The organism is Sediminicola luteus (assembly GCF_040566555.1).
Lineage (GTDB): Bacteria > Bacteroidota > Bacteroidia > Flavobacteriales > Flavobacteriaceae > Sediminicola.
The window spans coordinates 572,995-597,067 of the sequence record NZ_JBEWYP010000002.1 but is presented as its reverse complement, the minus strand read 5'-3'; the positions used below and the strand labels follow the sequence as shown (position 1 = coordinate 597,067).

Annotated in this window: 18 protein-coding genes and 1 tRNA gene; 9 read left to right on the top strand and 10 right to left on the bottom strand. The window is 40.7% G+C overall.

The window, feature by feature from the left end; translation table 11 throughout:
* Positions 1-2: 2 nt before the first annotated feature.
* The 3 genes from ABXZ32_RS06270 to ABXZ32_RS06260 form a co-directional block, all read right to left on the bottom strand.
* Positions 3-389, bottom strand: a complete 387-nt coding sequence (locus ABXZ32_RS06270; protein WP_354617813.1) for a GIY-YIG nuclease family protein — start codon at positions 387-389, stop codon at positions 3-5.
* A 2-nt stretch (positions 390-391) separates the two neighbouring features.
* A complete protein-coding gene (locus tag ABXZ32_RS06265) occupies positions 392-676 on the bottom strand; it encodes a GIY-YIG nuclease family protein (RefSeq protein WP_354617812.1) in 285 nt (94 codons plus the stop codon).
* A gap of 137 nt (positions 677-813) precedes the next feature.
* Complete coding sequence (locus ABXZ32_RS06260) at positions 814-1,368, bottom strand: nitroreductase family protein (protein WP_354617811.1); 555 nt, start codon at positions 1,366-1,368, stop codon at positions 814-816.
* Between the two features lie 183 nt (positions 1,369-1,551).
* On the opposite strand from ABXZ32_RS06260, the gene ABXZ32_RS06255 reads away from it, so the two are divergent.
* Positions 1,552-3,849 carry an FdhF/YdeP family oxidoreductase gene (locus tag ABXZ32_RS06255; protein WP_354617810.1) on the top strand — a complete coding sequence of 766 codons (2,298 nt, stop codon included), beginning with the start codon at positions 1,552-1,554 and terminating at the stop codon, positions 3,847-3,849.
* A gap of 29 nt (positions 3,850-3,878) precedes the next feature.
* Here ABXZ32_RS06255 and ABXZ32_RS06250 read toward each other — a convergent pair whose 3' ends face one another.
* Entirely contained in the window at positions 3,879-4,772 is an 894-nt protein-coding gene (locus tag ABXZ32_RS06250) for a DMT family transporter (RefSeq protein WP_354617809.1), read from the bottom strand.
* A 283-nt stretch (positions 4,773-5,055) separates the two neighbouring features.
* Between ABXZ32_RS06250 and ABXZ32_RS06245 the strand changes: the two genes are divergently transcribed.
* Complete coding sequence (locus ABXZ32_RS06245) at positions 5,056-8,316, top strand: VPS10 domain-containing protein (protein WP_354617808.1); 3,261 nt, start codon at positions 5,056-5,058, stop codon at positions 8,314-8,316.
* Positions 8,317-8,370: 54 nt separating this feature from the next.
* Here the strand turns inward: ABXZ32_RS06245 and ABXZ32_RS06240 are convergent, their stop codons facing one another.
* Both ABXZ32_RS06240 and ABXZ32_RS06235 read right to left on the bottom strand, forming a co-directional pair.
* Positions 8,371-8,847, bottom strand: coding sequence for a nucleotide triphosphate diphosphatase NUDT15 (locus ABXZ32_RS06240; RefSeq protein ID WP_354617807.1), 477 nt, complete (start codon positions 8,845-8,847; stop codon positions 8,371-8,373).
* Between the two features lie 165 nt (positions 8,848-9,012).
* On the bottom strand, positions 9,013-10,800 hold the full coding sequence (locus ABXZ32_RS06235; protein WP_354617806.1) for an alpha-amylase family glycosyl hydrolase: 1,788 nt from the start codon (positions 10,798-10,800) through the stop codon (positions 9,013-9,015).
* Between the two features lie 124 nt (positions 10,801-10,924).
* Between ABXZ32_RS06235 and ABXZ32_RS06230 the strand changes: the two genes are divergently transcribed.
* Complete coding sequence (locus ABXZ32_RS06230) at positions 10,925-12,205, top strand: NAD(P)/FAD-dependent oxidoreductase (protein WP_354617805.1); 1,281 nt, start codon at positions 10,925-10,927, stop codon at positions 12,203-12,205.
* Positions 12,206-12,355: 150 nt separating this feature from the next.
* On the opposite strand, the gene ABXZ32_RS06225 is transcribed toward ABXZ32_RS06230, so the two are convergent.
* Positions 12,356-15,796, bottom strand: a complete 3,441-nt coding sequence (locus ABXZ32_RS06225; protein ID WP_354617804.1) for a ThuA domain-containing protein — start codon at positions 15,794-15,796, stop codon at positions 12,356-12,358.
* Between the two features lie 174 nt (positions 15,797-15,970).
* On the opposite strand from ABXZ32_RS06225, the gene ABXZ32_RS06220 reads away from it, so the two are divergent.
* Positions 15,971-16,699: an NUDIX hydrolase gene (locus ABXZ32_RS06220; RefSeq protein WP_354617803.1), complete on the top strand. Its 729-nt coding sequence runs from the start codon at positions 15,971-15,973 to the stop codon at positions 16,697-16,699.
* Between the two features lie 147 nt (positions 16,700-16,846).
* On the opposite strand, the gene ABXZ32_RS06215 is transcribed toward ABXZ32_RS06220, so the two are convergent.
* Together ABXZ32_RS06215 and rseP are read right to left on the bottom strand one after the other, a co-directional pair.
* A tRNA-Asn gene (locus tag ABXZ32_RS06215) sits at positions 16,847-16,920 on the bottom strand.
* Between the two features lie 81 nt (positions 16,921-17,001).
* Positions 17,002-18,357, bottom strand: a complete 1,356-nt coding sequence (gene rseP, locus ABXZ32_RS06210; protein WP_354617802.1) for an RIP metalloprotease RseP — start codon at positions 18,355-18,357, stop codon at positions 17,002-17,004.
* A gap of 159 nt (positions 18,358-18,516) precedes the next feature.
* Here rseP and ABXZ32_RS06205 point away from each other — a divergent pair, with 159 nt between their 5' ends.
* From ABXZ32_RS06205 to ABXZ32_RS06185, 5 genes are all read left to right on the top strand, one after another.
* Positions 18,517-19,191 (top strand): SCO family protein, encoded by a 675-nt coding sequence (locus ABXZ32_RS06205; RefSeq protein WP_354617801.1) that lies wholly within the window; start codon positions 18,517-18,519, stop codon positions 19,189-19,191.
* 88 nt (positions 19,192-19,279) lie between these two features.
* Complete coding sequence (locus ABXZ32_RS06200; protein ID WP_062056535.1) at positions 19,280-19,525, top strand: FeoA family protein; 246 nt, start codon at positions 19,280-19,282, stop codon at positions 19,523-19,525.
* Positions 19,522-21,741 carry a ferrous iron transport protein B gene (feoB, locus tag ABXZ32_RS06195; protein ID WP_354617800.1) on the top strand — a complete coding sequence of 740 codons (2,220 nt, stop codon included), beginning with the start codon at positions 19,522-19,524 and terminating at the stop codon, positions 21,739-21,741. The genes ABXZ32_RS06200 and feoB overlap by 4 nt, the downstream gene beginning before the upstream one ends.
* A 1-nt stretch (position 21,742) precedes the next feature.
* Positions 21,743-21,892 carry a hypothetical protein gene (locus tag ABXZ32_RS06190; protein ID WP_354617799.1) on the top strand — a complete coding sequence of 50 codons (150 nt, stop codon included), beginning with the start codon at positions 21,743-21,745 and terminating at the stop codon, positions 21,890-21,892.
* Between the two features lie 164 nt (positions 21,893-22,056).
* Positions 22,057-23,598 carry a carboxypeptidase-like regulatory domain-containing protein gene (locus tag ABXZ32_RS06185; protein ID WP_354617798.1) on the top strand — a complete coding sequence of 514 codons (1,542 nt, stop codon included), beginning with the start codon at positions 22,057-22,059 and terminating at the stop codon, positions 23,596-23,598.
* On the opposite strand, the gene ABXZ32_RS06180 is transcribed toward ABXZ32_RS06185, so the two are convergent.
* Positions 23,595-23,981 carry a DUF423 domain-containing protein gene (locus ABXZ32_RS06180; protein WP_354617797.1) on the bottom strand — a complete coding sequence of 129 codons (387 nt, stop codon included), beginning with the start codon at positions 23,979-23,981 and terminating at the stop codon, positions 23,595-23,597. The genes ABXZ32_RS06185 and ABXZ32_RS06180 overlap by 4 nt on opposite strands.
* Positions 23,982-24,073: the final 92 nt, after the last annotated feature.

Below are 24,073 nucleotides of genomic sequence, written 5' to 3'. Positions count from 1 at the left end.
ATTTAGGAATACTTTTCGATAAGTTTTTGACTTATCTCCGGATATTTTACCAAATTCTTACAGTACTCCCTACTCTTCATTCGCTTTATGTGCATTTCCAATTTACCCGCCAACCTATAAGTGGCCACCTCCAACGTGAAAAAATATTTCCAAGGAATACCGGCTTTACTGGCCCCATTATTAAGCTCTAGGTTGTTATGATATATTAATCTTTGCTCAAGATCATAAGTCTTGCCGATATAAAAGGCATTAGTTTTGGTTGACTTTATGATATATACAAAGGGCATGTATCCATTGTATTTATTAGTGAAAATAAATCGGGGAGGAAACTCTTCCCGATAGCTATCGGGACTATCCGTTGAACTATGAGGCTGTTTTTGGAGCTGCAAATTTAGGAATACTTTTCGATAAGTTTTTGACTTATCTCCGGATATTTTACCAAATCCGAGCAGTATTGCTCACTATAGACCTCCTTAAGGTGCTTTTCCAATTTCCCTGCCAAGAAATAACTTTTCACTTCCATGGTGAAATAATATTCCCAAGGAATACCCGATTTACTGGTCCCTTCATTGAGCTCTACTGTATTATGGTACATTATGCGCTGTTCCAAATCAAATGTTTTACCGATATAAAAACTATCGTCTTTTATCGATTTAATGATGTATACAAAAGGCATGATTTTTTACTTATTCGTTCAGATATATGATTTATTGGAAATTCCTTTTTTCTATAGCCATTGGGACATTCCATAGAGCTATATATTAATTTTTAAACGCCGCGAAATTAGCAAACTTTTAAATACTTTGATGAAAATTATATCCATACCGTTTTTTCAGAGATTGGGCCAGGAATCCGCTCTTCAATAGGGCCATCAAAATTTCCCAAATAAAAGAATCCCAAACAGGTTTCTCCCAATTCCAAATCAAAAAATTCATCCATATATTTTATCAATCCAGGGGAGCTCCAATACGATCCAATTCCCATATCTGTAGCTGTTAGCCACATATTCTGAACTGCCATGGCCACAGCTGCCACCTCCTCCCATTCAGGGATACTTTCATTGGGGTCGCGCTGCATGCAGATCGCAATAATGGCTCCTGCTTTTTTCGGGTTTTCCTGAAGCTTATTATATTTAAAAGCAGAAAATTTTGGATCCGTCTCCTTATACTTCTCCGCCAGAAAAGCTCCCAATTTTCCTTGAGATTCTCCGTGCAATACTTTAAATCGCCATGGTTCTGTTTTTTTATGAGTTGGGGCCCAATTGGCCACCTCCAACAACATATTGATCTGTTCCTTGGCAATTGGTTTGGTATTGTATTGAACAGGCATTACAGAACGTCTATTTCTTATGATCTCGCTTAGGTCCATCTGCTTCTTTTCCTTAAAGTTAACTTTTACATTCTGCAGGCAAAGCTATAAAGAAAGGAGGGATCACGAGTATCCTCAAAATCAAAAAATAAGTTAAATGTCAATTCTGACCTACCAAAGCTTATGCTAAAATTATAACTTGCGTAGAGCCCTATTCAACAGCACCCTTAATTAAGATCCTAAATGAAAAATTCCCACAATAGAAATGTTTCCACCCAAGGTTCAACCGAATTTACGGGCATAAGATTATCGGAGCCTGCTTCTTATGCTGCAGGTCTAAAGGCTGTTAGAGTGACCCTTGAGCATACATTTAAGGAAATGGGGATTTATAGGGCATTGAGCACGTTGTCCCATATGAACCAAAAAGAAGGGTTTGATTGTCCCGGCTGTGCCTGGCCAGATCCAGAAAAGCCTTCCAAATTAGGGGAATATTGTGAGAATGGAGCCAAAGCTTTATCTGAGGAAGCCACAACAAAAAGGGTGGACAAATCTTTCTTTGCAACGCATTCTGTGGAAGAGCTCTCCCTGTGGTCCGACTACCATATTGGTAAAAGTGGGCGACTTACCGAGCCCATGGTACTTAAACCTGGCAGGGTGCATTATGAACCGATTTCTTGGGATGAATCCTTTGAACTTATAGCAAAAAATTTACAGGATTTGGATTCTCCTGATGAAGCTATTTTTTATACTTCGGGAAGATCCAGTAACGAGGCCGCTTTTTTATATGGCCTTTTTTCACGCGCATACGGCACCAATAATATGCCTGATTGTTCCAATATGTGCCATGAATCCAGTGGAGTGGCCCTCGGGGAAACCTTGGGAATAGGAAAAGGCTCCGTAAAACTAGAAGATTTTTATGAAGCTGAGATAGTGATGGTCATAGGGCAAAATCCGGGGACAAACCACCCACGTATGCTCTCTGCATTAGAAAAATGTAAGGTAAACGGCGGGAAGGTAATTACCATCAATCCCCTTGAAGAAGCTGGTTTAAAACGCTTTAAAAATCCACAAGAAATAAAAGGTGTTTTGGGCTCTGGAGAAACCATTACAGATATCCATTTACAGGTGAAGATCAATCAGGATGTCCCTTTGTTAAAATTGATCCTTAAAAAATTGGCTGCGCTGGACAAGGGAAGCAAAAACGTTTTTGATCACGAATTTATAAATACCTATACCGAGGGATATGAAGCCCTATTACAAGATTTGAATCACTATTCAGAATCAGATCTTTTAGAACTATCCGGGGTTTCTGAAAGCGCCATTGATGAAGCTGTGGCCCTTTTGGCCGAAAAGAAGAAAATTATCATCTGCTGGGCCATGGGTCTTACCCAACACAAAAATGGCGTAGAGAACATCAAGGAATGTGTCAATCTTTTGCTCCTTAAAGGTAGTTTGGGAAAACCTGGGGCAGGTACCTGTCCGGTAAGGGGGCATAGTAATGTACAGGGTGACCGCTCTGTTGGCATTATGCATTTTGTTTCAGAAGAGCTCAACCAAGGAATTGAAAAAACATTTGGATTCAAAGCCCCGACCAAGGAAGGATTTGATACGGTTCGCGCGGTAAAAGCCATGCACGATGGCAAGGCGAAGGTCTTTATTGGTCTTGGAGGAAATTTCGCCTCGGCAGTATCCGATACCGAGTATACAGCCGAAGCGTTGCAAAACTGCGATCTTACCGTAAATATTAGCACCAAACTGAACCGCACCCATTTGGTCACCGGAAAAACAGCTTTATTGCTCCCAACCTTAGGCAGGTCCGATATGGATCTAAAAGAAGGTAAACCCAGGTTCTTTACCGTAGAGAACAGCATGGGAAAAGTACACCGCTCCAAAGGCGTACTACCCCCAGCATCTGATAACCTGAAAAGCGAGCCTGAAATCGTGGGAGGTATAGCCAATGCGTATTTTAATGGCAACCACCCTGTAGATTGGAAAAATCTAAGTGCGGATTACGAGTTGCTTCGCGAAAAAATGGGTATGGTCCTGACAGCGTTTAAAGATGTGAACGATAAATCTAAAGGAGGCGGATTTTATTTGCCCAATAATGTCAGGCAATTAGACTTTAGCAAACTCCCAAACCAAAAAGCTCAATTCAGTGTTTGTGGCCTTCCCGAGCATAAGCTATCCCCAGGCGAATTTATATTGATGACCATTAGATCACATGACCAATTCAACACCACTATTTATGGCCTTAATGATCGCTATAGAGGGGTTCACAACGAAAGACGGGTTGTTTTTATGAATCCAAGGGATATGGAAAAATTAAAATTGAACAAACTGGATGTGGTGAACCTCATCAGCACCTATGACCAAAAGGAACGCAAAGCCGTCAAATTTCTCGTCATTCCCTACGACATCCCAGAAGGGAACCTTGCCTCCTACTACCCTGAGACAAATGTTCTGGTACCTTATAACCATTATGCTGATAAAAGCTATACCCCCATTAGCAAATCGGTTGTAGTCACTATCGAAAAGACCTGATCACTTATACTTTTGGGCAGTATTATCACTTAAGAGGCTAAGGGCTCTTGTCTCGATTTATACCATACATTGAGGACTAAGCCACCCACAATCAAGAAAATCCCCAAAAGACTCCACAGTCCATATATTTCATCGAACCAAAAGAATCCAATTACCCCCGTAAACAAGACCTCCATGTATTTGAAGGGAGCAACGAGATTGGTCTTGGCTCCTTGAAAGGCTTTGGTCATATACAATTGTCCAAAAAATCCGAATACCCCTAAGGAAAGCAAGAAGAGCCATTCAAATCCTTGAGGCGTTACCCAATAGGGAATAGCCAAGACACCTCCCACTAAGGTGGCAATCAGCATAAAATAATTTACGACGACCACGGGATGATCACCTTGTCCTATTTTATTGATGATGATAAAAACCAGACCGCTGGCAATGGCCGCTCCCATAGCCAGTGAGAGTCCAATAAAACTGACCTGCCCGTCAAAACCCTTAAGGACGATAACCCCGACAAAGGACATTAAAAAGAAAATCCATTGCCATCCCTTAATACGCTCTTTTAAGAGCACAACAGCAAAGAGAGCGGCAAAAATTGGGGCGATATACCTAATGGAAACTGAGGTTCCCACGGGAAGGTATTTCAAGGACATAAAAAAAAGTGTCATGGACGTTACCCCGGCCAACCCACGGAGGACCAAGAGTTTTCTTTGATTTCCTAAAATTGGAATTCGCTGCTGCCAGAGGAAGCCCATCGTAAAAAATAGAGAACCCAGGGACCTGAAAAAAACCAATTCATAGGCATTGAAATGGACCAAATATTTTACAAATACATTCATAAATGTAAAACCCAAGGTGCTAAGCAGCATAAAAAATATGGCCCTACCCACATCAGTCTTTCCCCACTCCACTATTATTTCCCTCCTACTAGCCAAATATCAACACTTTGAAAAGGTAAAGTTCGAACAATGGATGCAATTAATTGTGTTAATGGGCAAATTTCTATACCCTTTTCCCATTGGCTCTATAAAAGACAATTATTTTTAAGGATATCATTTTTATCAAGTATTTACTTCTATAAATTGGGAAACAAAGCCCTTAAAATTAATGACAGAAATCGTAACCCTTCAAAAGGGTTTTAATATTTGATCCAATATCTAATTTAAATTTTAAGTAAATTACGCTAGCATATCATTGTTTAAACTCAAATATCGATTTATGAAAAAAATTTTACACCTAAGCACACTTTTATTCTTGTGTTGCGGCTTCATTGTAAGTGCCCAAAAAAAACGTAGTTCTTCGGAGAATACCAATACGGATGAAATTTCTTTGGAAGGAATGAAATTACGGAATGTAGGTCCGGCATTCTTGTCAGGGAGGATAGCGGATATTGCCGTTCATCCCAACGATCAAAATGTCTGGTATGTGGCCGTTGGCTCCGGAGGCGTTTGGAAAACTAATAATTCCGGGACAACATGGACTCCTTTATTTGATAAAGAAGCTTCGTATTCTACGGGCTGTATAACGATAGATCCAAATAACCCTTCTACCATATGGGTGGGCACAGGGGAAAATGTAGGTGGTCGCCATGTAGGCTACGGTGACGGTGTTTACAGAAGTAATGATGGAGGGAACAGTTGGGAAAACATGGGCCTAAAGACTTCTCAACATATTTCAGAAATTATCGTTCATCCTTCCAATCCTAATATTGTATGGGTAGCTGCACAGGGACCCCTTTGGAGCAAAGGCGGGGAACGTGGCCTTTACAAAACAATGGATGGAGGAAAAACCTGGAATAATGTACTCAAAGGAAATGAATGGACAGGGGTTACAGATATTATTTTAGATCCAAGAAATCCAGATAGAATTTACGCCGCAACATGGCAACGACATAGGACCGTTGCTGCCCTAATGGGCGGTGGACCCGATTCAGGACTACACCGGTCCGAAGATGGGGGAGAGACCTGGGAAAAATTGAGCAGTGGCCTTCCCAAATCCAATATGGGTAAAATAGGTATTGCCATTTCGCCCCAACAGCCCGATGTTTTGTATGCGGCCATAGAGTTGGACAGAACAAAAGGCGCCGTTTACAAATCTGAAGACCGTGGAGCTTCGTGGAAAAAAATGTCGAATACCGTTTCTGGAGGAACTGGCCCACACTACTATCAGGAATTGTATGCGAGTCCACATGAATTTGACCGTCTGTATTTAATGAACGTTCGTATCCTGACATCGGGAGATGGAGGAAAGACCTTTGTTCAGCTGCAGGAAGAAGATAAGCATTCAGATAATCATTCTCTAGCCTTCAGGGCCGATGACCCCGATTATCTATTGGTAGGAACAGATGCTGGCATCTACGAGAGTTTCGACAATGCCAAAACATGGCGATATATCAAAAATTTACCCTTAACCCAGTTCTATAAGGTAGCAGTAAATGACCAAAAGCCCTTTTACCATATTTTTGGTGGGACCCAAGATAACGGATCTGCCGGAGGACCTTCTAGAACAGATGAGGAAGAAGGCATCCACAACGGACACTGGTACAAGACATTGGGAGCAGACGGACACCAGTCGGCCACCGACCCTGAATTCAATAATATCATCTATGCAGAGACGCAACAAGGTGGCCTGCACCGAATTGATCTTAACTCGGGTGAAGAAGTATTTATTCAGCCACAGGCCAGAGCTGGAGAGGGTTTTGAACGCTTTAATTGGGATGCCCCTATATTAGTAAGTCCGCATAAGGCATCGAGATTATATTTTGCCTCTCACAGAGTGTGGAAATCGGAGAATAGAGGGAATAGCTGGACACCCATCTCCGGTGACCTTACCAGAAATGAGGAACGTATCACCCTGCCTATTATGGGCAAGCAGCAGAGTTGGGACAACCCTTGGGATGTTGGTGCCATGTCTAACTACAACACTATTACTTCCTTGGCCGAATCCCCTCTAAAAGAAGGGTTAATTTATGCAGGTACGGATGATGGTTTTATACAAGTGAGTTCTGACGGGGGACAAAATTGGAAGCGTATTCCCATGTCCAATCTAGGAATTCCCAGTAGATCTTTCGTCAATGATATCAAAGCAGATCTATTCGATGAAAATACAGTGTATGTTGCTTTGGACAATCACAAGGAAGGAGATTTCTCCACCTATTTGTTCAAAAGCACCAATAAGGGTGAAACTTGGCAGTCCATCAAAGGAAATATTCCTGACAACACTTTGGTATGGCGATTGGTGCAGGATCATGTCAACAAAAATTTGCTATTTGCGGCCACGGAAAACGGAATTTACACCTCTATGAACGCTGGTAAAAACTGGCAGAAACTACCAGGGTCTCCCACAATCCCATTTAGGGATGTCACCATACAAAGAACCCATAACGATTTGGTTGGCGCTTCTTTTGGAAGGGGCTTTTTTGTGTTGGACGATTATAGTGCTCTAAGGGAAATCACACCTGAAAACATTAAGAAAGAAGGGACCTTGTTCCCTACACGGGATGCCCTTTGGTATGTACCAAAAAGTGTGATAGGAAATACTGGGGCGGATTTCTATTTCGCCAAAAACCCAGATTTTGGGGCTGTTTTCACCTATCACCTTGCCAATGAAATTACAGATCTTGAAAAATCGAGGAAGGACTCAGAGAAAGAGCTGGAAAAGAAAAACCTGAATATTCCTTTTGCAGGTTGGGATAGTTTAGAAGAAGAACGCAGGCAGGAAGATGCGAAAATCTGGCTAACTATTAAAGATCAGGCGGGAAATGTGATTCGGAATGTTGAGGGAACCTCCAAGAAAGGGATCAATAGGATTGCGTGGGATTTAAGACACCCAAGTACTAGGCCCATTAGACCAGGACAAACAGAAGACGCTGGTGGGAGATGGAACACTGGTCCATTGGCGATGCCCGGGACCTATACCGCAACGCTTTCCAAGCAAGTTGATGGTGTTGTAACCTTATTGGACGGGCCACAAAGTTTTGAAGTGGTTCCGCTTAGGGAAAGCACGCTTAAAGGAATCTCTTATGAAGAGTACCAGGCATATACAAGAACTTACAATAATGTACAGACGAAGAGCTCAATGGTTTCAGATATTCTTAACCAAAGTATGGATAAGATAAAGGCCATGCAACTGGCATTGACCAAGGCCAATGTTGCACCGGGGGCACTGACCAAAAAATTGCACGATGTGAAGCAACAGCTTTACGAATTTGAAGAAAAATTGGAAGGCAACAAATCCAAGGATGAAATAGGGGAAAGAAATCCGCCGAGCATCAATTCCTATTTGGGCACGGCCAGAAGAGGGTTGTCCACAACCTACGGCCCTACCCCAATGCACCAAGAAAATTTGGAAACAGCATCTACTATGGCCTCTCAATTGATGGAGGAGATTAAACCTATTGCCAATGGCACCATTCCACAACTGGAAAAGGAACTCCAAAATCTTGGTGCCCCTTATATCTCGGGCCAAGGTATAGATTAAATAATAATCAAACTTGATTTAAAAAGGAGCCATATGTAATTGTGGCTCCTTTTTTTATTCTTCTAAATCGGTTTCCTGATTTTCATTTTCCAGGGTTGGGATATAAAAGATACCCTCCAAATAACAATGAATGCCCATCCTACTGGCATCAAAATGGGGAGTAGGCAAATTAATGGGATCAACCCACAGCCACTCCACACATTTATCGGGCTCCATCAAATGAAGAATACCTGAGTAGGAATTGGCCAACAGTATTACAGAAATGTAATGTATGCCTTCCAGGGAAAAGGTTTCCAGATTATTGGTCACGGCGATGACCTTTGGCTTTTCAATGGTCAGATCAGTTTCTTCTTTTACTTCCCTTATGGCGGCTGACTCAAATGACTCCCCAAGCTCCAAATGTCCCCCTGGGATGGAATAATAAGGCGCATGTCCTCCCCTGCGTTTACCTACAAGTACCCGACCACTTTCGTTGACAACTATCACGCCTACCCCTACTTTGGGCTCCCTCTTCTGATCTAACCAAATCATAGAATTAAGTTACAAATAATATTAGAGTAGTTCTTACTTGTATTCCATATTCCTATTTCACACCTTTAATAAGTTTTGAGCAAGATTCTTAATTTATACTCACAATGCATATTTTAAACCTCCGCGGAATCAATATTGCCATAGTGGTGCAACTCAAAAATGGTATTACACAGTAAAAATGAGAGCAGCGTATCCAGGAATGTCAATTTTTCCGGTAAACGCCTTTTGATCAGTGACTTCCTCTATGATTTGGGGGTTTGTGACCTCAATCTCTGAAAAATCACTGTCGTATTCCTTTGCAACACTATTGACACGCAGTTTCCAATCGATTCCTTCATCCATTCCTATTCCATACCCGCCACGATCTTGGTTACTGAAATTTAAGACGATGAGTACTGGGTTTTCACTGCCTTTACCTCGAATATAGGCCAAGACCTTAGTTTCCTGATTAAGGTGTACGATGTTGATATCCTGAGTACGAAGCCCGTTCCCCCCATCATGATCCCCTGTACGAAGTTTAATCAGGTCACCTACCAATCTGTTAATACCTCGGTGATTTTCCTGTTTTTTCCAATCAAGTGGCTTTGTATCCTGAAAATATTCGTCCTCTATAAATTCCTGTCCTTGAAATAACATGGGAATCCCCGGGGCGGTAAGGGTCAGTACAATACCCAAGATCGCACGTTTTTTTGCAAATTCACTTTCCGCATCTCCTGGATGTACCTCTTCGGGAATCCTTGCCTTGCCATTGGCCACCTCGTCATGGGATTCTGTATAAACCACCCTCTTGAAAGCATCTGAGCTATACCGGAATTCCAATGCGTCCACGATCTTCTGGAGGTCCCTGGAATCATCATGGGTATCGATGAGAACTTCACGGACAGGATGCACAAAGTTCATGTCCCATTGGGTACCATATCCGATTCCTCCTTTTTCTAGTGGATCGGTTACAAATTCGTGGCCCTTAAGGTCTTCTGCAATGGTGATGACCTTTGGATATTTTTGTTGAAGTTCGGTATTGATCTCGCGCATCATCTGGTTGCCCTCATCAATCGCCCTGTCCTCTCCTAGCCCACCACCTTCGAACCTGATGTAGGAAGTAGCGTCTAGCCTCAAACCATCGCAATGGTATTTCTCTATCCACATCAAGGCGTTATCGCGAAGGTACTGCCGCACCTCCTGCCTTCCATAATCCGGTCGGGTATCTCCCCAAGGTGTAGAACTTCTATGGTCATTATAAAAATAGATACCCCCCTTGCCGTTCTCGCTCCAACCATCAAACTGCCAAAGGTCTACGTCCGAAGGCCCAAAATGATTGTACACCACATCCATGATAATTCCTATTCCCGCTTTGTGTGCCTCCTTTACAAGTTCTACAAGACCTTCTGGTCCCCCGTAGTCCTGTTCTATCGCAAAAGGGTGTGCTGGATTATATCCCCATGATATTCCCCCGGCGAATTCGGATACCGGCAAAAGTTCAATACAGTTGATACCGAGCTCCTTGAGATAGGGAAGCTTTTGTACGACATCGCCAAAAGTTCCAACAGCGTCTGGATTTTTCCTGTTAAATGTTCCCACATGCAGCTCATAGATGACCAGCTCATTGAACGCTGGAAGTTCAAAATTATCCCCTTCCCAATCGAAATTAAGATCTCGCACAATAGAGTTGCCGTTGCTGTTGGTGACCTCATATGCGTACGGGTCGTTGCGTTCCAACGCCATTTCCCCATTATGTATAAGGAACTTATATTCATCCCCTTTTTTTGCCTTATCCGTGGTCGCCGACCAGTATCCATTCCCTTCCAGTTCCATTTCCAGATCCTGCTTTTCCCATTCGTTAAAGTCCCCTATAACGAACACCTTATCGGCATTCGGAGCCCATACCCTAAAGGTGGTAAGTCCGTCTTCTAGTATGGCCCCCATACCCTGGGATTTCTTGATTGTCATTTCCATATTACACTGATATTAAGTGAATTGAACAAATTTGGTATCAAATTGAAAAACGATATAAAACTATGCTAATCCTGAAATCAACGATAAAAATGACTACTTATTAATACTCCTAAAAAGTTTAAAAATGACCCTAAAGAGTATCGACAAAAAACGTATAGATTATTGCTATAATTTTAGTCTGTTTTTAAAAATTACCAATATGCGATTACGATCTAGCGAGCCCTTTTGGTTGGAAAAAAACGGGATACTAAATTCCTATCCTTCATTGCGTCAGGATGTGGAAACAGAAATTCTAATTATAGGCGGAGGAATTACCGGTTGCCTTATCGCACATCAATGCATGGAAGATGGCTATAAGACAGTTTTAATTGACAAACGCGAAATTGCCCATGGCAGTACTTCGGCCACTACCTCCATGCTTCAGTATGAAATTGACGTGCCTTTGTTTGAGTTGATGAAAAAGATTGGAGAGGAAGGGGCTGTAGCAAACTATCGGGCGTGCTCCGATTCCATAGATACTCTTGGGAAGGTATCCAAACAGGTAAAGTCTGGGTGCGGTTATACAAAAAAAAATTCCCTGTATTTTGCGGCCTATAAAAAAGATGTTGCCGACCTGAAAAAAGAATTTGACACAAGGAAGGAAAATGGGTTTCCCGTGACTTGGCTCGAACCAAAGGAAATCGAGAAACGGTATGGCCTGCAGGAAACCCATGGCGGTATACTCTCCGCTCAAGGTGGAAGTATTGATGCCTTTCGTTTGGCCCACGATATTCTAGCCTATAATCATGAAAAAGGGCTTTTAATATTCGACAAGACGAATATAGATAAGGTGGAATATAAGAGAAATGGCGTTACGGTCAGGGTCGAGAACGGCCATACCATCCACGCCAAAAAACTCATCTACTGTAATGGATTTGAAAGCACTGAGTTAATCAAGGAAAAATTCGTGACCCTTCTCTCTACTTTTGCCATGGTAGGGGAACGTTTGGAGGACGATCAGTCGAAGTTGGAAGATACCTTATTCTGGAACACTGCCGAGCCCTATATCTACATGCGAACCACCGATGACAACCGGTTGTTGATTGGTGGAGAGGACGAGGATTACGTAGATCCCGATAAAAGAAATGCCAATGTTGGGAAAAAGGCCGATAAACTAGAGAAATACCTAAAGAAGGTCCTACCGGACTATGATTTTGTAAACGACTTCGCTTGGGCGGGGACTTTTGGGGAGACCAAGGACGGTCTGCCATATATAGGCAAGCACAAGGATTTTGAAAGCACGTATTTTATATTGGGGTTTGGTGGAAACGGAATTACATTTTCCGTAATCGGAATGGATATCATTTCTTCAATGTTGAAAAATCAGGCTCATCCTTTGGCCGAATATTATAGGTTTGGAAGGTGATATCAATAAGCTTTTGTAGTCCCTTAAGGTCTAAAAATAATATTGGGACAGGTACCAACAAAAAAGAGCCGCAATTCTGTGCAGCTCTTTTTTTCTTCCCATTTGGGTATCTTATATAGGTCTCACCTAAAGATGTAAGAGGTATCCCAGTTAATTATTATTCATTTTAATTTCAATACCCATCACTACCATGAGTGACTGACCCTCCCCTGCATTCTTATTTACAAAAACCAGATATAGATCTTGGGGCTTTCCATCATAATCACCTTTTAAGGCTATAGGGGAGTTAAGTATGCTAGGCGCAAATCCCATTGCGTCGGAAGCTTTTATGAAATTGGTTTCGCCTAGTAAGGTACCCTCTGGATTTCCTAAACGTACTTCAATTTTGCCCCCAGCTGCATTTAACTGGGCTATTGGTGCCGCCGCTGCAAACTGTATGGATGAAATGCCGTTCAAATCTATCTGGTCAAGTACCATATAGGCATCGGATTTTGCGGGAATAGCCAAATTATTACCTCCAAATGACATTTTATTAACATCAACATAGGCATCAAAACCATGTACATCCACTTTGGCAGATCTAAGTACGAAAGACTTTTCAGCTTGTAACGAAGGCATGCCGTTGGCGCCCTTATCGGAATAAGCAGCCCTAACGATATACACCCCGTTCCCTAGATCATTGTCCGGTACTTTTGCCACAAACGCTCCTTTGGTGGGCAGGGTTTTCTCTTTAGGTTTTTGGTCCGCCATGCTCAAAATATATTGTGCAATATCAGATGCTTCCTTGGCAGATAATTGGGGGTGTGCTGCCATAGCCATTTCTCCCCAAACACCTCCGCCGCCAGATATTATCTTTTTACTAAGGTATTCCAATGCCTTTGGCTCGTCCTTATACTTTTTCGCAACCTCAAAATAAGAAGGCCCAATTGACTTTTCTTTTGACTTATGGCAGGCCATACAGTCACTTGCATCCATTGCTTTTTTACCCGCGGCATGCTGTGTTGACTCGTCTGCACTTCTATGTCCCTGTGCTATTTCAATTTTATCATATCCTTCCGCCAAATAATCAATATTGACGGCTACTTCCTCCGAATCAATGCCCTTATCAAGACTTCCATCTTCCTTGTCGAACACTTTAATTGTATAGTCCAAAGAAGCATTTGGCACATAGAAGCTCTTATTGTTTTTAGGCATTTCCAAAGTAAGTACTGGTGGTTCGTTACCGGCTACAACTTCCATAGCCTGAGTATTTATTCCTCCGTGGCCGTCATCTACAGTCAGTAAAACTTTATAAACACCAATGTCACCAAGGGTAAGGTTTGTATCCGGGCCTTTTAAAGTTTTTTTGAAGTTTTTGTTTGAGATAATTTCCCATGTATAATTCAATTCATCAAAATCGGCATCAACCGTTCCTGCTGCACTTAGCTTTAAATTAAACGGTACGGCCCCACCCATTTTATTGGCGGCCATTTGAATCTGCGGTTTGCGATTGCCTCCGTTGTATTCAATCCTAATTAAACGGGCATCATCATTGGCCGTAAACCAACCCGACCCATATTCCAACATGTACAAATCTCCATTGGAAGCAAATTCCATATCCATAGGGTTGCTAAATCTATAATTTGGCATGAAACGTTCCATAGAGGCCAGATTACCTTCCTTGTCCATCGTTATAGACATTATCCAACCACGCATCCATTCGTAAGCGAAGAATTTGCCATCGTAATACTTGGGGAATGCCCTTTCAGCGTTTTTAAAATCCTCTGAATAAAAAACAGGACCGGCCATAGCATTTCTACCGCCACTACCAACCAATGGAAACTCTGTGGATTCCCCATACGGATACCATACGAAAGCTTTTTGCGCGGCCGGTAATTGCTCCAAACCTGTATTGTTTGGCGAGGTATTCATAGGAGTATTGACGTCCCATTTGGCCAAGGATTTGTTGTTCTGAAAATCATATTTGTTATAGGCCTTATTATCCCCTACAAAATGAGGCCATCCATAATTGCCCGCTTTTCTGGCTTGTCCCAATTCGTCATGACCCGCAGGTCCTCTAAGTGAATCTGGCTTGGATGCATCAGGACCCACTTCTCCCCAGTATACAAAACCAGTATGCTGATCTACAGAAATACGATACGGGTTCCGATGCCCCATTGTATAAATTTCAGGACGTGTTTTGGGTGTTCCCTGTGGAAATAGATTCCCTTCCGGGATGGTATAGGTGCCGTCAGGATTTGGTTTGATTCTAATTATCTTGCCTCGAAGATCGTTGGTATTCGCAGAAGACTTTTGGGCATCCCATGGACTTCTCCCTTCGCGCTCATCGCTTGGACTGTATCCATCTGAGCCATGGGGATTAGTGTTGTCCCCAGTTGATAAATACAGATTTCCTTCCTTATCCCATGCTATGGATCCCCCTGTATGGCAACATTCCTCCCTTTGGGTGGGAATTTTTAATAGTACTTTTTCAGATTCCATCAACAATTCATCTCCTTTCAATTCAAATCTTGAAAGGACATTTGCTGATTCTTCTATATGTGAATAATATAGATATATCCAATGGTTTTCAGAGAAATTCGGGTCCTTATTTAATCCCAAAAGGCCATCTTCTCCCATTGATTCCTTGCCCTCTTTATTGACATATTTGGTACTTACGGGAATTGTAGCAATTGTTTTTAGCTCATTGGTTTTTAAGTTGAATATCCTAACCTCCCCTTTTCGCTGAATGAACAATATCCTATTGTCATCTAGTACTGACAATTCAATGGGCTCATCCAATTTATCAGCTAAAACAACCTTAGTAAATCGGTTTTCCTCTGGCTTTGCCATGGCATAATCCAAAGGTTTTGGGGTGTCTCCCCCAATGGCGTAATGAATCCCGGCCCAAAGATGATTTAAGAAAAGTGGCTCCGAGTATGTTTCATCCGTATGGCCCATAGCCGTATAAAAAGAACGACCCCCATCATATTCCTGATACCAGCTCATGGGATGGTAATCTGGATTACTTCCGCCAATATAGCTTTTGTCATCAATGGTCAAAACCACATTTATTTTGGGCGAAATATTTTTAAAACTATAAAATTCATCCTCTCGTTCAAATTCATCAGGCATACCTTTGGTTGCCCAATGGTCTTTTTTAGTTACAGTGAACTTGCCTTTCTGAACATTGCTGGGATCCGAAGGATGATCCTGAAAATAGGCCCCGGCCAATTCTCCATACCAAGGCCATGAATATTCGGTATCCGTTGCAGAATGGATCCCTACATAACCACCTCCGGCCTGTATGTATCGCTCAAAGGAATTCTGTTGTTCATCATTCAAGATATCCCCTGTAGTATTCAAAAATACCACTGCACCGTATTGTTTTAATTCGTTATCATTGAACAGAGCGGCATCTTCAGAAAAGGTCACATTAAAATCTTTTTCTTTGGACATCTTCAACAAGGCATCTTTACCAGCATTAATGGATTCATGACGAAATCCGTCAGTTTTACTAAAAACCAGCAATGTTGCTTTCTGCTTTTCAGTACATGCATTAAAACAAAAAATAAGGGCAATACAACTGGTAAGAATGACATTGGATTTCATGAGTAATAGTTTAGAGATAAACCAAATATATAAAATATACTTTATTGTCTATTAAAAAGACATTAAAGAATATTTCTTAGTTTTGTTATAAAATCAATGCAGGGTCATGATTATAATGATTAGAACATTAACCTTTACTAATTAATACCTTGTTGTATTTAAATAAACATCATCTTGAACACCAATAAAAAATATATTGATCAGCTTTCTATTGATTGCGTCGTATTTGGCTATACGCATAATCAACTCAAGGTATTGGTCCCCAAGCTCGACTTTGAAGGGGACTTTTGGGCATTACCTGGTGGTTTCATATTACAAGAAGAGGGCATAGATAAGGCAGCACAAAGAATTTTAGAAGATAGAACTGGAATAAAGGATATCTTCCTAGAGCAATATGGTGTTTTTGGAGAAGTTCCACGAAACAATCTGGACCTATTAAATACATTACGTGCGACGAACGAAGATAAATTTTCCGCTCTTAAGTTGAAAGATTACACTTTCGAATGGCTAAGCCAGCGCTTTATATCAATTGGCTACTATACTCTGGTGGATATTAATAAAGTAGTTCCAAAATTGACTGATATAGATCAATCTATTGATTGGTGCGATATTAAGAATTTGCCCAATATGATTTTGGATCATCGTAAACAGGTTGGCAAAGCACTGGATGCGATGTGCCTAAATTTAGATAGCAAACTCTTAGGCTTTAACGTTCTTTCTGAAAAATTTACAATGAAAGAACTCCAACACTTATATGAGACAGTCTATGACAAGTCCTTTCGCAGAAGTAATTTTCAAAAAAAAATGCTAGACCTTGATATTCTTGATCGTCAGGAAAAGAAATTCACCGGAGCAGCGAACAAAGCACCTTATTTATATAGCTTTAAGCAAAAGACTAATTAAGACACTAACACTTCCTACTACCTCTTAAGTTTGTCTTTGGTTTCTGGACAGTTTATTGGAACAACCCTTCCATCCTGTTTCTGAAGATTAATTTTGGGACAGGTACCAACAAAAAAGAGCCGCACTTGCGTGCAGCTCTGTATTTTGCTCCCCCTCTTGGGCTCGAACCAAGGACCCTCTGATTAACAGTCAGATGCTCTAACCAACTGAGCTAAGGAGGAGTTTCACACCTAAACTATTGCTTAGGCGGGTGCAAATATATATGTTTTTTCAAATGTACCAAACAAATAAATAGGGTTTTTTTATTTAAAAAGCCATTTGTAGATATCATTGCCATTTGCGAACAGCAATAACCCTATCAATAAGAAGAATCCGACCATCTGGGCGTATTCTAAAAACTTATCACTTGGCTTTCTTCCAGAAATCATTTCGTACAATAGGAACATCACGTGACCACCGTCCAATGCTGGGATGGGCAAAATGTTCATAAAGGCCAGAATGATGGATATAAGAGCCGTAGTCCCCCAAAAGATCTCCCAGTTCCAAGTATCAGGGAACATACTACCGATGGCTGCAAAACCACCGACGCCTTTATAAGCTCCTGTTTCAGGATTAAATATTTTTTTCAATTGCTTTACATACCCGGTCAGTGTTGTCACTCCTTTGTCTATTCCTGCAGGAATCGCTTCCAAAAAGGTATACTTTTGGGTTTCGATCTTAAAAACTCCCATATCAGAATATTCTTGCATAGTCAAGACTCCCACTGCAACCCCCAGTTTCCCATCCTGGGATACCTTTACATTTACATTTTTAAGAGTACCATCACTACTTGCGACTTTAAGGTCAATATTTTGTCCTGCATATTTTTCCAACAAAGGTTCAGCCTGATCAAAATAAGCAATCTCATCACCTCCAATGGCAATCACCCTATCTCTTTCCTTTAGATCTACTCCTTTATTATGAGAATCCTTGGATATTTCTTTAATAATAAAAGGATGCCTGATCCCAATAAATCTAGCTTTTTCCTCATCCTCGATTAGGGTCGCGATAAAATCTACTGGGATCGCTTGTTCAAAAACTTCTCCATCCCTATCGATGGTAATACTGTTCCCGTTGACAATTTCCAAGAACAAATCATCAAAATTGTCTACTTTTTCACCGTCTACCGCAACGATTTTATCTCCCGTTTGTACCCCTAATTTATCACCTATTACCTTTTCCCTCACAAAAATACCACCTTCCAGACTTTCCATAGGAATATACTGGTCTCCATAGGAATAGGCCATACCGATATAAATGACCACAGCCAATAAAAAGTTGACAGTCACACCACCGAGCATAATAATTAATCGCTGCCAAGCTGGCTTGCTTCTGAACTCCCACGGTTTCGGCTCCTCTTTCATAGCCTCGGTGTCCATGCTCTCATCGATCATTCCGGCAATCTTCACGTAGCCACCCAAAGGCAACCAACCGATACCGTACTCGGTTCCTCCTATTTTCTTTTTAAAGAGTGAAAATTTGATATCGAAAAAGAGGTAGAATTTCTCCACCTTGGTCTTAAATAATTTCGCTGGAATAAAATGCCCCATTTCGTGTAGGACGATCAACAAGGAAAGACTTAAAAAAAACTGTATGGTTTGAACCAATATTGGACTCATCTATATTTATCTAAAATTAAAACGCACAAAAATACACTTTTAGGGGGTCTAAAAAAAGAAACAATTTTGACCATTTTTTATTTTAAGAAAGATTTAGCACGAAAGGGGATTCAATTCTTTGACTGATTTTTGTAACTACCGTACCTTTGAAAAAAAAACATGCGTTCCTTTTTCGCTAAGTACAGGCTTTTTTTTATGGTGATGCTGGTACTTTCGGCCATCATCATTTATTTATTCTATAATGCCCTCCAACCCCAGGAGAACCTTCCAGTTTATCAACCCTCCATGGTAAATGGCGAATTGGTGGACAGCACACTACAGCATGTAAAAAAATACCATACCATAGCAGATTTCTCCTTGACCAACCAAAATGGTAAAACCATTACCCAAGATAATTACAAGGACAAAATATATATTGCTGATTTCTTCTTTACCACCTGCCCTACCATTTGCCCAATAATGACCAAAAACATGGCAGAGATCCAAGAAAAGGTCATCGATGATTCAGATGTACTTTTACTCTCCCACTCGGTAACCCCTGTGATTGATTCCGTTCCCCAACTAAAAAAATACGCTTTGGAAAAGGGGGTGAACGACACAAAATGGAATCTGGTGACCGGTGACAAAAAGGAAATTTATAACCTCGCTAGAAAATCCTATCTGGCAGTTAAAACTGATGGGGATGGCGGTCCATACGACATGATCCATACCGAAAATTTTATCCTGGTGGACAAGGAAAGACGAATAAGAGGTTTTTATGACGGCACCAAAAAGGAGGAGATAGAAAAACTTTTAGAAGATTTGAAAATTCTTAAAGCGTCCTACACACAGTAAAACCTTTCCATTTTTAGTAAATAATTAGACTTTAAATCGATATTTTTCCCTTATTTTTGCTCTTAATTAAAATCAATCTAAATAAAAATTGATTACGACCGTCGCACATTTAAAGAGAGGACAGAAGGGAATCATCAAGGAATTTGCTGATGACATCCTACCCATAAAACTATTGGAACTTGGTTGCCTGCCTGGCAATGAAGTGGAAATGGTACAAGTGGCACCCCTGAATGATCCTATCTATATCAACGTAAACGGTTCACACATTGCCATAAGAAGGGAAGTTGCCCTTCAAATTGAGTTGGAGATAATTGTTGATAATGCAGTTTTATGAGCAAAAGCATCAATGTAGCCCTCATAGGCAACCCCAATACAGGTAAAACTTCAGTATTTAACCAACTTACAGGACTAAAGCAAAAAGTTGGTAATTATCCCGGAATCACAGTTGAAAAGAAGGAGGGCATCTGTAAGCTGCCCCGAGGCGTTAAGGCCCACATTCTAGATTTACCTGGGACATATAGCCTCAACACCACCTCCCTGGATGAGAGTGTGGCAGTGGAGCTTTTACTCAATAAAAATGATAAGGATTTTCCCGATGTGGCCGTAGTGATTACGGATGTGGAAAATTTGAAGCGAAACCTGCTCTTATTCACCCAAATAAAAGATTTAAGAATTCCGTCCATTCTCGTCATCAATATGGCCGACAGAATGTCGCGCAAAGGGATTTCTCTGGATATTCCTTTATTGGAGGAGCAATTAAATACCAAAATAGCCCTAGTTAGTACCCGTAATGGTACAGGAGTAGAACGCATCAAAGAACTCATCGCGGATTATAAAAATTTGTCCACCACACCCAATGTGGATACAAAAATCATTGCGCCTGAATATTTTGAGCGCTTAAAAGAGACTTTTCCAAAGGAAGACCTCTACAAACTGTGGTTGGTCATTACACAGGATGTGAACTTTACCCCCATTGAAAAAATTCTGACCAAGAACACCTCTTCCTTTGTAACAAAAACCAAATCAGAATTAAAAAGACTACAGCAAAAGGAAACCATCTTGCGTTACCAATTCATAAATGGAGTCCTAAAACAAGCTTATAAGGTTGATGTTAATGCCGCAAAAGGATTCAGGGCCACTTTGGACAAAATTCTTACCCATAAAGTTTTTGGGTATCTAATATTCTTTTTGATTCTCTTGACCATCTTTCAGGCGATCTATGATTGGAGCAGCTACCCAATGGATTTTATTGATGAACTTTTTGTCTTTGGAAGTGAGTGGGTAAAAGCTACCCTTCCCCCCGGCCAGTTCACCAATCTTATTGCGGAAGGTATTCTTACCGGTATTGGAGGCATTGTCATTTTTATCCCCCAAATTGCCTTTTTGTTCTTGTTCATCTCCTTATTGGAAGAAACCGGTTATATGAGCAGGGTGGTCTTTTTGATGGATCGACTAATGAGACCGTTTGGATTAAGTGGAAAAAGCATTGTCCCCTTAATTTCAGGAACAGCCTGCGCCATCCCCGCCGTTATGGCGACCAGGACTATAGAAAATTGGAAGGAACGGTTGATTACCATTTTGGTCACCCCATTTACGACCTGTTCGGCAAGATTGCCTGTTTATCTTATTATCATTGCCTTGGTGATTCCAGAAGGCCGTTTTCTAGGGCTAAGTTACCAAGCCCTGACCTTAATGTTGCTATACCTGATAGGCTTTGGAGCGGCAATTATTTCTGCCATGATCCTCAATAAGATCTTAAAGATCAAGACTAAATCCTTTTTTGTGGTTGAAATGCCCAACTACAAGCTCCCACTTTTAAAAAATGTGGCCTATACGGTTTTGGAAAAAACAAAAAGTTTTGTCTTCGGTGCCGGTAAAATCATTTTGGCGATTTCAATTATTCTATGGTTTTTAGGTTCCAATGGTTTTTCAGACGAATTCGAAAATGCAGAAAAACTTGTTAAAGAGCGCATTGCAAAGGAAGGTTTTACCGATTACAATACGTCCAACATGGATAACACCTTAGCTTCGTACCAGGTAGCATTGCAGGAAAATCAACTTTCACCCAATGCCTTACAGGATTCTGTTGTACGGAAAAGACAACTTTTAAATGAAAGAGCTTTAAACCAAGAGATTTCCAGCTATAAATTGGAGAATTCTTACATGGGCTATATGGGGAAAGCAATTGAACCGATAGTGAAACCCTTGGGGTATGATTGGAAGATTGGAATAGCTGTATTGACATCCTTTGCCGCCAGGGAAGTTTTTGTTGGCACCTTGGCCACAATCTATAGCGTTGGAAGTGACGAGGAGGAGACCATTAAAAATAGGATGTCCGCAGAAGTTAACACATTCACCAAGAAGCCATTGTTCAACATGGCATCTGGAATCTCCCTCTTGTTATTTTATGCCTTTGCCATGCAATGCATGAGCACCCTGGCCGTAGTAAAAAGGGAGACCAATACGTGGAAGTGGCCAGCCGCACAGCTTGTGTTTATGAGCATTTTTGCGTATATTGTAGCATTGATCGCCTATCAAATCTTAAAGTAAAATGGAACTGTTTCAAAACATATTAGTATACGTCACTTTGATCTTGGCAGTAGGTTATATCGTCAAAAAATTCTTCTTGCCCAGTACCGTATTTGCCTCTAAAAAAAGAGGGGTCAAAAATTGTGGCGACGGGAATTGTGGTTGCCATTAATCACCTATATCCTATTATTGCCACTCTTGTCTTTATAAAGCACACTCTTACTATATTTTCCTTTTATGTTAAAAAACCATAAATAGGTCATAACAAAATGCCAAATACCAAGGTTACCTAAATTTCTATTCATTGATTTGTAAAACTCCAACTGAAATTAGTCCATGACCTTAAAGCATTTCTTTTTCCCATCCCTATTGTTTCTCTTGGGGATTATATGCCTTCAAGCACAGGTTGTTTCTGGCAAACTATTGGACTCGTCCACCCTACAGGCAATTCCTTATGCTACAATTCAAATGGGAAATAACCGTGGTGTTATCTCCAATGAGGAAGGCCAGTTTGCCCTTATGCTGGACAACACCTCCAAGAGTACCGACTCCTTGTTCATTTCCTGTATGGGATATGAATCGTTGGGAAGGTCCATTGGTCAATTTAAAGACAGTTTGGTTTATTTGACACCTAAACCCATAGCCCTTAACTCCGTCATTGTTTCCAACAAACAATACAGTGCAGATGACATCCTTGATCTGGTAAAATCTAATCTCGATAGAAATTACAATCGAGACCTAACCAAAAGACGATTGTTTTTTAGGGAATATTACTACCAGCACCTGTACAGATCAAAGTATTCCGACCTAGAATCCACCATAGACGCCTTTAACAAATCCTTTTTGGACAGTGTGATACAAACGGTGCCAAAAGTTGATGCCCGTTACACTGAAGTGCTCTGTGATTTTTATGGCAATTTTGACAATAAAAAACAAAAGATTGATCTCATTAAAGCTTCTGAACTTTATGACAAAAACAGTGCTCTAGACCTTGAGGCATTGGAAAACAAGTTCAATAACATCATAAAGAAAAATGTAAAGACCGATTCTTATTTTAAGATCAAATCAGGCTTTTTCGGCACAAAAATGGATGCTGATGAACTATTTGCAACCGAAGTGGACTCCAGTGATGTAGCAGCTTTGAACAAGAAATTGGAAGAAGAAAAAAAGAACACTGCAGAACGAAAGGAAAATTTTGCCAAATACAGGAAGATCACTATTTCCAAGCTTATGGAACAGCTCTTTTTTATGGAGGATTCCAATCTTAATTTCCTTTGGAAGCAGCGCAGATACAATTTTAAACTCGATGATTTCACCTATTTGGGGAGTGACCCTGTTTACGTCATTAATTTTGAACCAAAAGGTTCCGAGGATTATAGAGGAACGCTTTATATCAATGCAGATGACTTTGCAATAGCAAGGGTAGATTATGAAAATGTAAAGCCCGTTCGCACTTTTAAATTGTTAGGGGTTTCTTTGAATCAGCACCTTTCCAAAGGAAAAATGATCTTTTATAAGGGAGACGACAATAGATACAACCTTCGTTATTTAGAAAAGGAGAATGGGAGTGTTGCAGGTATCAAACGCCCATTAAAAATAATTGAAAAAAATAAAAATGTAAAGGGCAGGCGAAAACAAAACGAACTTTCGTTGGACATGGATCTGGGAATTTCCAGTACCAATAAATTTGAAATTGTAGTGTTCGATACCCAAAATACCACTAGGGCACAATTCGAAGCTATTAGCGAAAACAATTCAGTATTGCCTACCTATATGCCAAAATACGATCCTGAGTTTTGGAAGGGGTATGCCATTATAGAACCCAATAGGGCGATTAAGGAATTCACCTCCAAGGATGAAGTTTCAGGTAATGACTAAATAACCTCGGCAACAAACGAATACAATAAAAGGCCCCAACCTATTACCAGTATCAAACCACCAATAGGAGTAATTGGACCTAAAAACCGTAATTTTTTTCCTTTGGCAGCGCTTAGACACAGGCCATAGATACTAAAGGAAAACAAAAAAGTCCCTATGATAAAGCAATAAACAATATAGGTTTCCAAAGAAGAATTAAAACCAAAGTTAAAGCCTAGCACGACCAATAGTATAGCGTGATACATCTGATACTTAACCCCTGTTTCAAAACTCTTTAGTTGTTCTTCTGAAAATGTCTTTTTTAAGGCATGGGCACCAAATGCACCAAAAATTACAGCCAACATCCCATATAAAGCCCCAATAAACGGTACCAGTAAAATCATTTTTGTTTTTTTTAAAGATAGAAATTCTATAGCATAATTTCTAAAATGAAAATTATGGCTAATACTATATTTTTGCTTCCCCTATAATTGGG

What these genes read in the sequence shown, in the direction of transcription:
- ABXZ32_RS06190 (WP_354617799.1), top strand. Translation starts at nt 21,743, where the DNA reads ATGGAACTGTTTCAAAACATATTAGTATACGTCACTTTGATCTTGGCA.
- ABXZ32_RS06230 (WP_354617805.1), top strand. Translation starts at nt 10,925, where the DNA reads ATGACCCTAAAGAGTATCGACAAAAAACGTATAGATTATTGCTATAAT.
- ABXZ32_RS06205 (WP_354617801.1), top strand. Translation starts at nt 18,517, where the DNA reads ATGCGTTCCTTTTTCGCTAAGTACAGGCTTTTTTTTATGGTGATGCTG.
- ABXZ32_RS06225 (WP_354617804.1), bottom strand. Translation starts at nt 15,796, where the DNA reads ATGAAATCCAATGTCATTCTTACCAGTTGTATTGCCCTTATTTTTTGT.
- ABXZ32_RS06180 (WP_354617797.1), bottom strand. Translation starts at nt 23,981, where the DNA reads ATGATTTTACTGGTACCGTTTATTGGGGCTTTATATGGGATGTTGGCT.
- feoB (WP_354617800.1), top strand. Translation starts at nt 19,522, where the DNA reads ATGAGCAAAAGCATCAATGTAGCCCTCATAGGCAACCCCAATACAGGT.
- ABXZ32_RS06260 (WP_354617811.1), bottom strand. Translation starts at nt 1,368, where the DNA reads ATGGACCTAAGCGAGATCATAAGAAATAGACGTTCTGTAATGCCTGTT.
- rseP (WP_354617802.1), bottom strand. Translation starts at nt 18,357, where the DNA reads ATGAGTCCAATATTGGTTCAAACCATACAGTTTTTTTTAAGTCTTTCC.
- ABXZ32_RS06255 (WP_354617810.1), top strand. Translation starts at nt 1,552, where the DNA reads ATGAAAAATTCCCACAATAGAAATGTTTCCACCCAAGGTTCAACCGAA.
- ABXZ32_RS06245 (WP_354617808.1), top strand. Translation starts at nt 5,056, where the DNA reads ATGAAAAAAATTTTACACCTAAGCACACTTTTATTCTTGTGTTGCGGC.
- ABXZ32_RS06185 (WP_354617798.1), top strand. Translation starts at nt 22,057, where the DNA reads ATGACCTTAAAGCATTTCTTTTTCCCATCCCTATTGTTTCTCTTGGGG.
- ABXZ32_RS06235 (WP_354617806.1), bottom strand. Translation starts at nt 10,800, where the DNA reads ATGGAAATGACAATCAAGAAATCCCAGGGTATGGGGGCCATACTAGAA.
- ABXZ32_RS06240 (WP_354617807.1), bottom strand. Translation starts at nt 8,847, where the DNA reads ATGATTTGGTTAGATCAGAAGAGGGAGCCCAAAGTAGGGGTAGGCGTG.
- ABXZ32_RS06265 (WP_354617812.1), bottom strand. Translation starts at nt 676, where the DNA reads ATGCCTTTTGTATACATCATTAAATCGATAAAAGACGATAGTTTTTAT.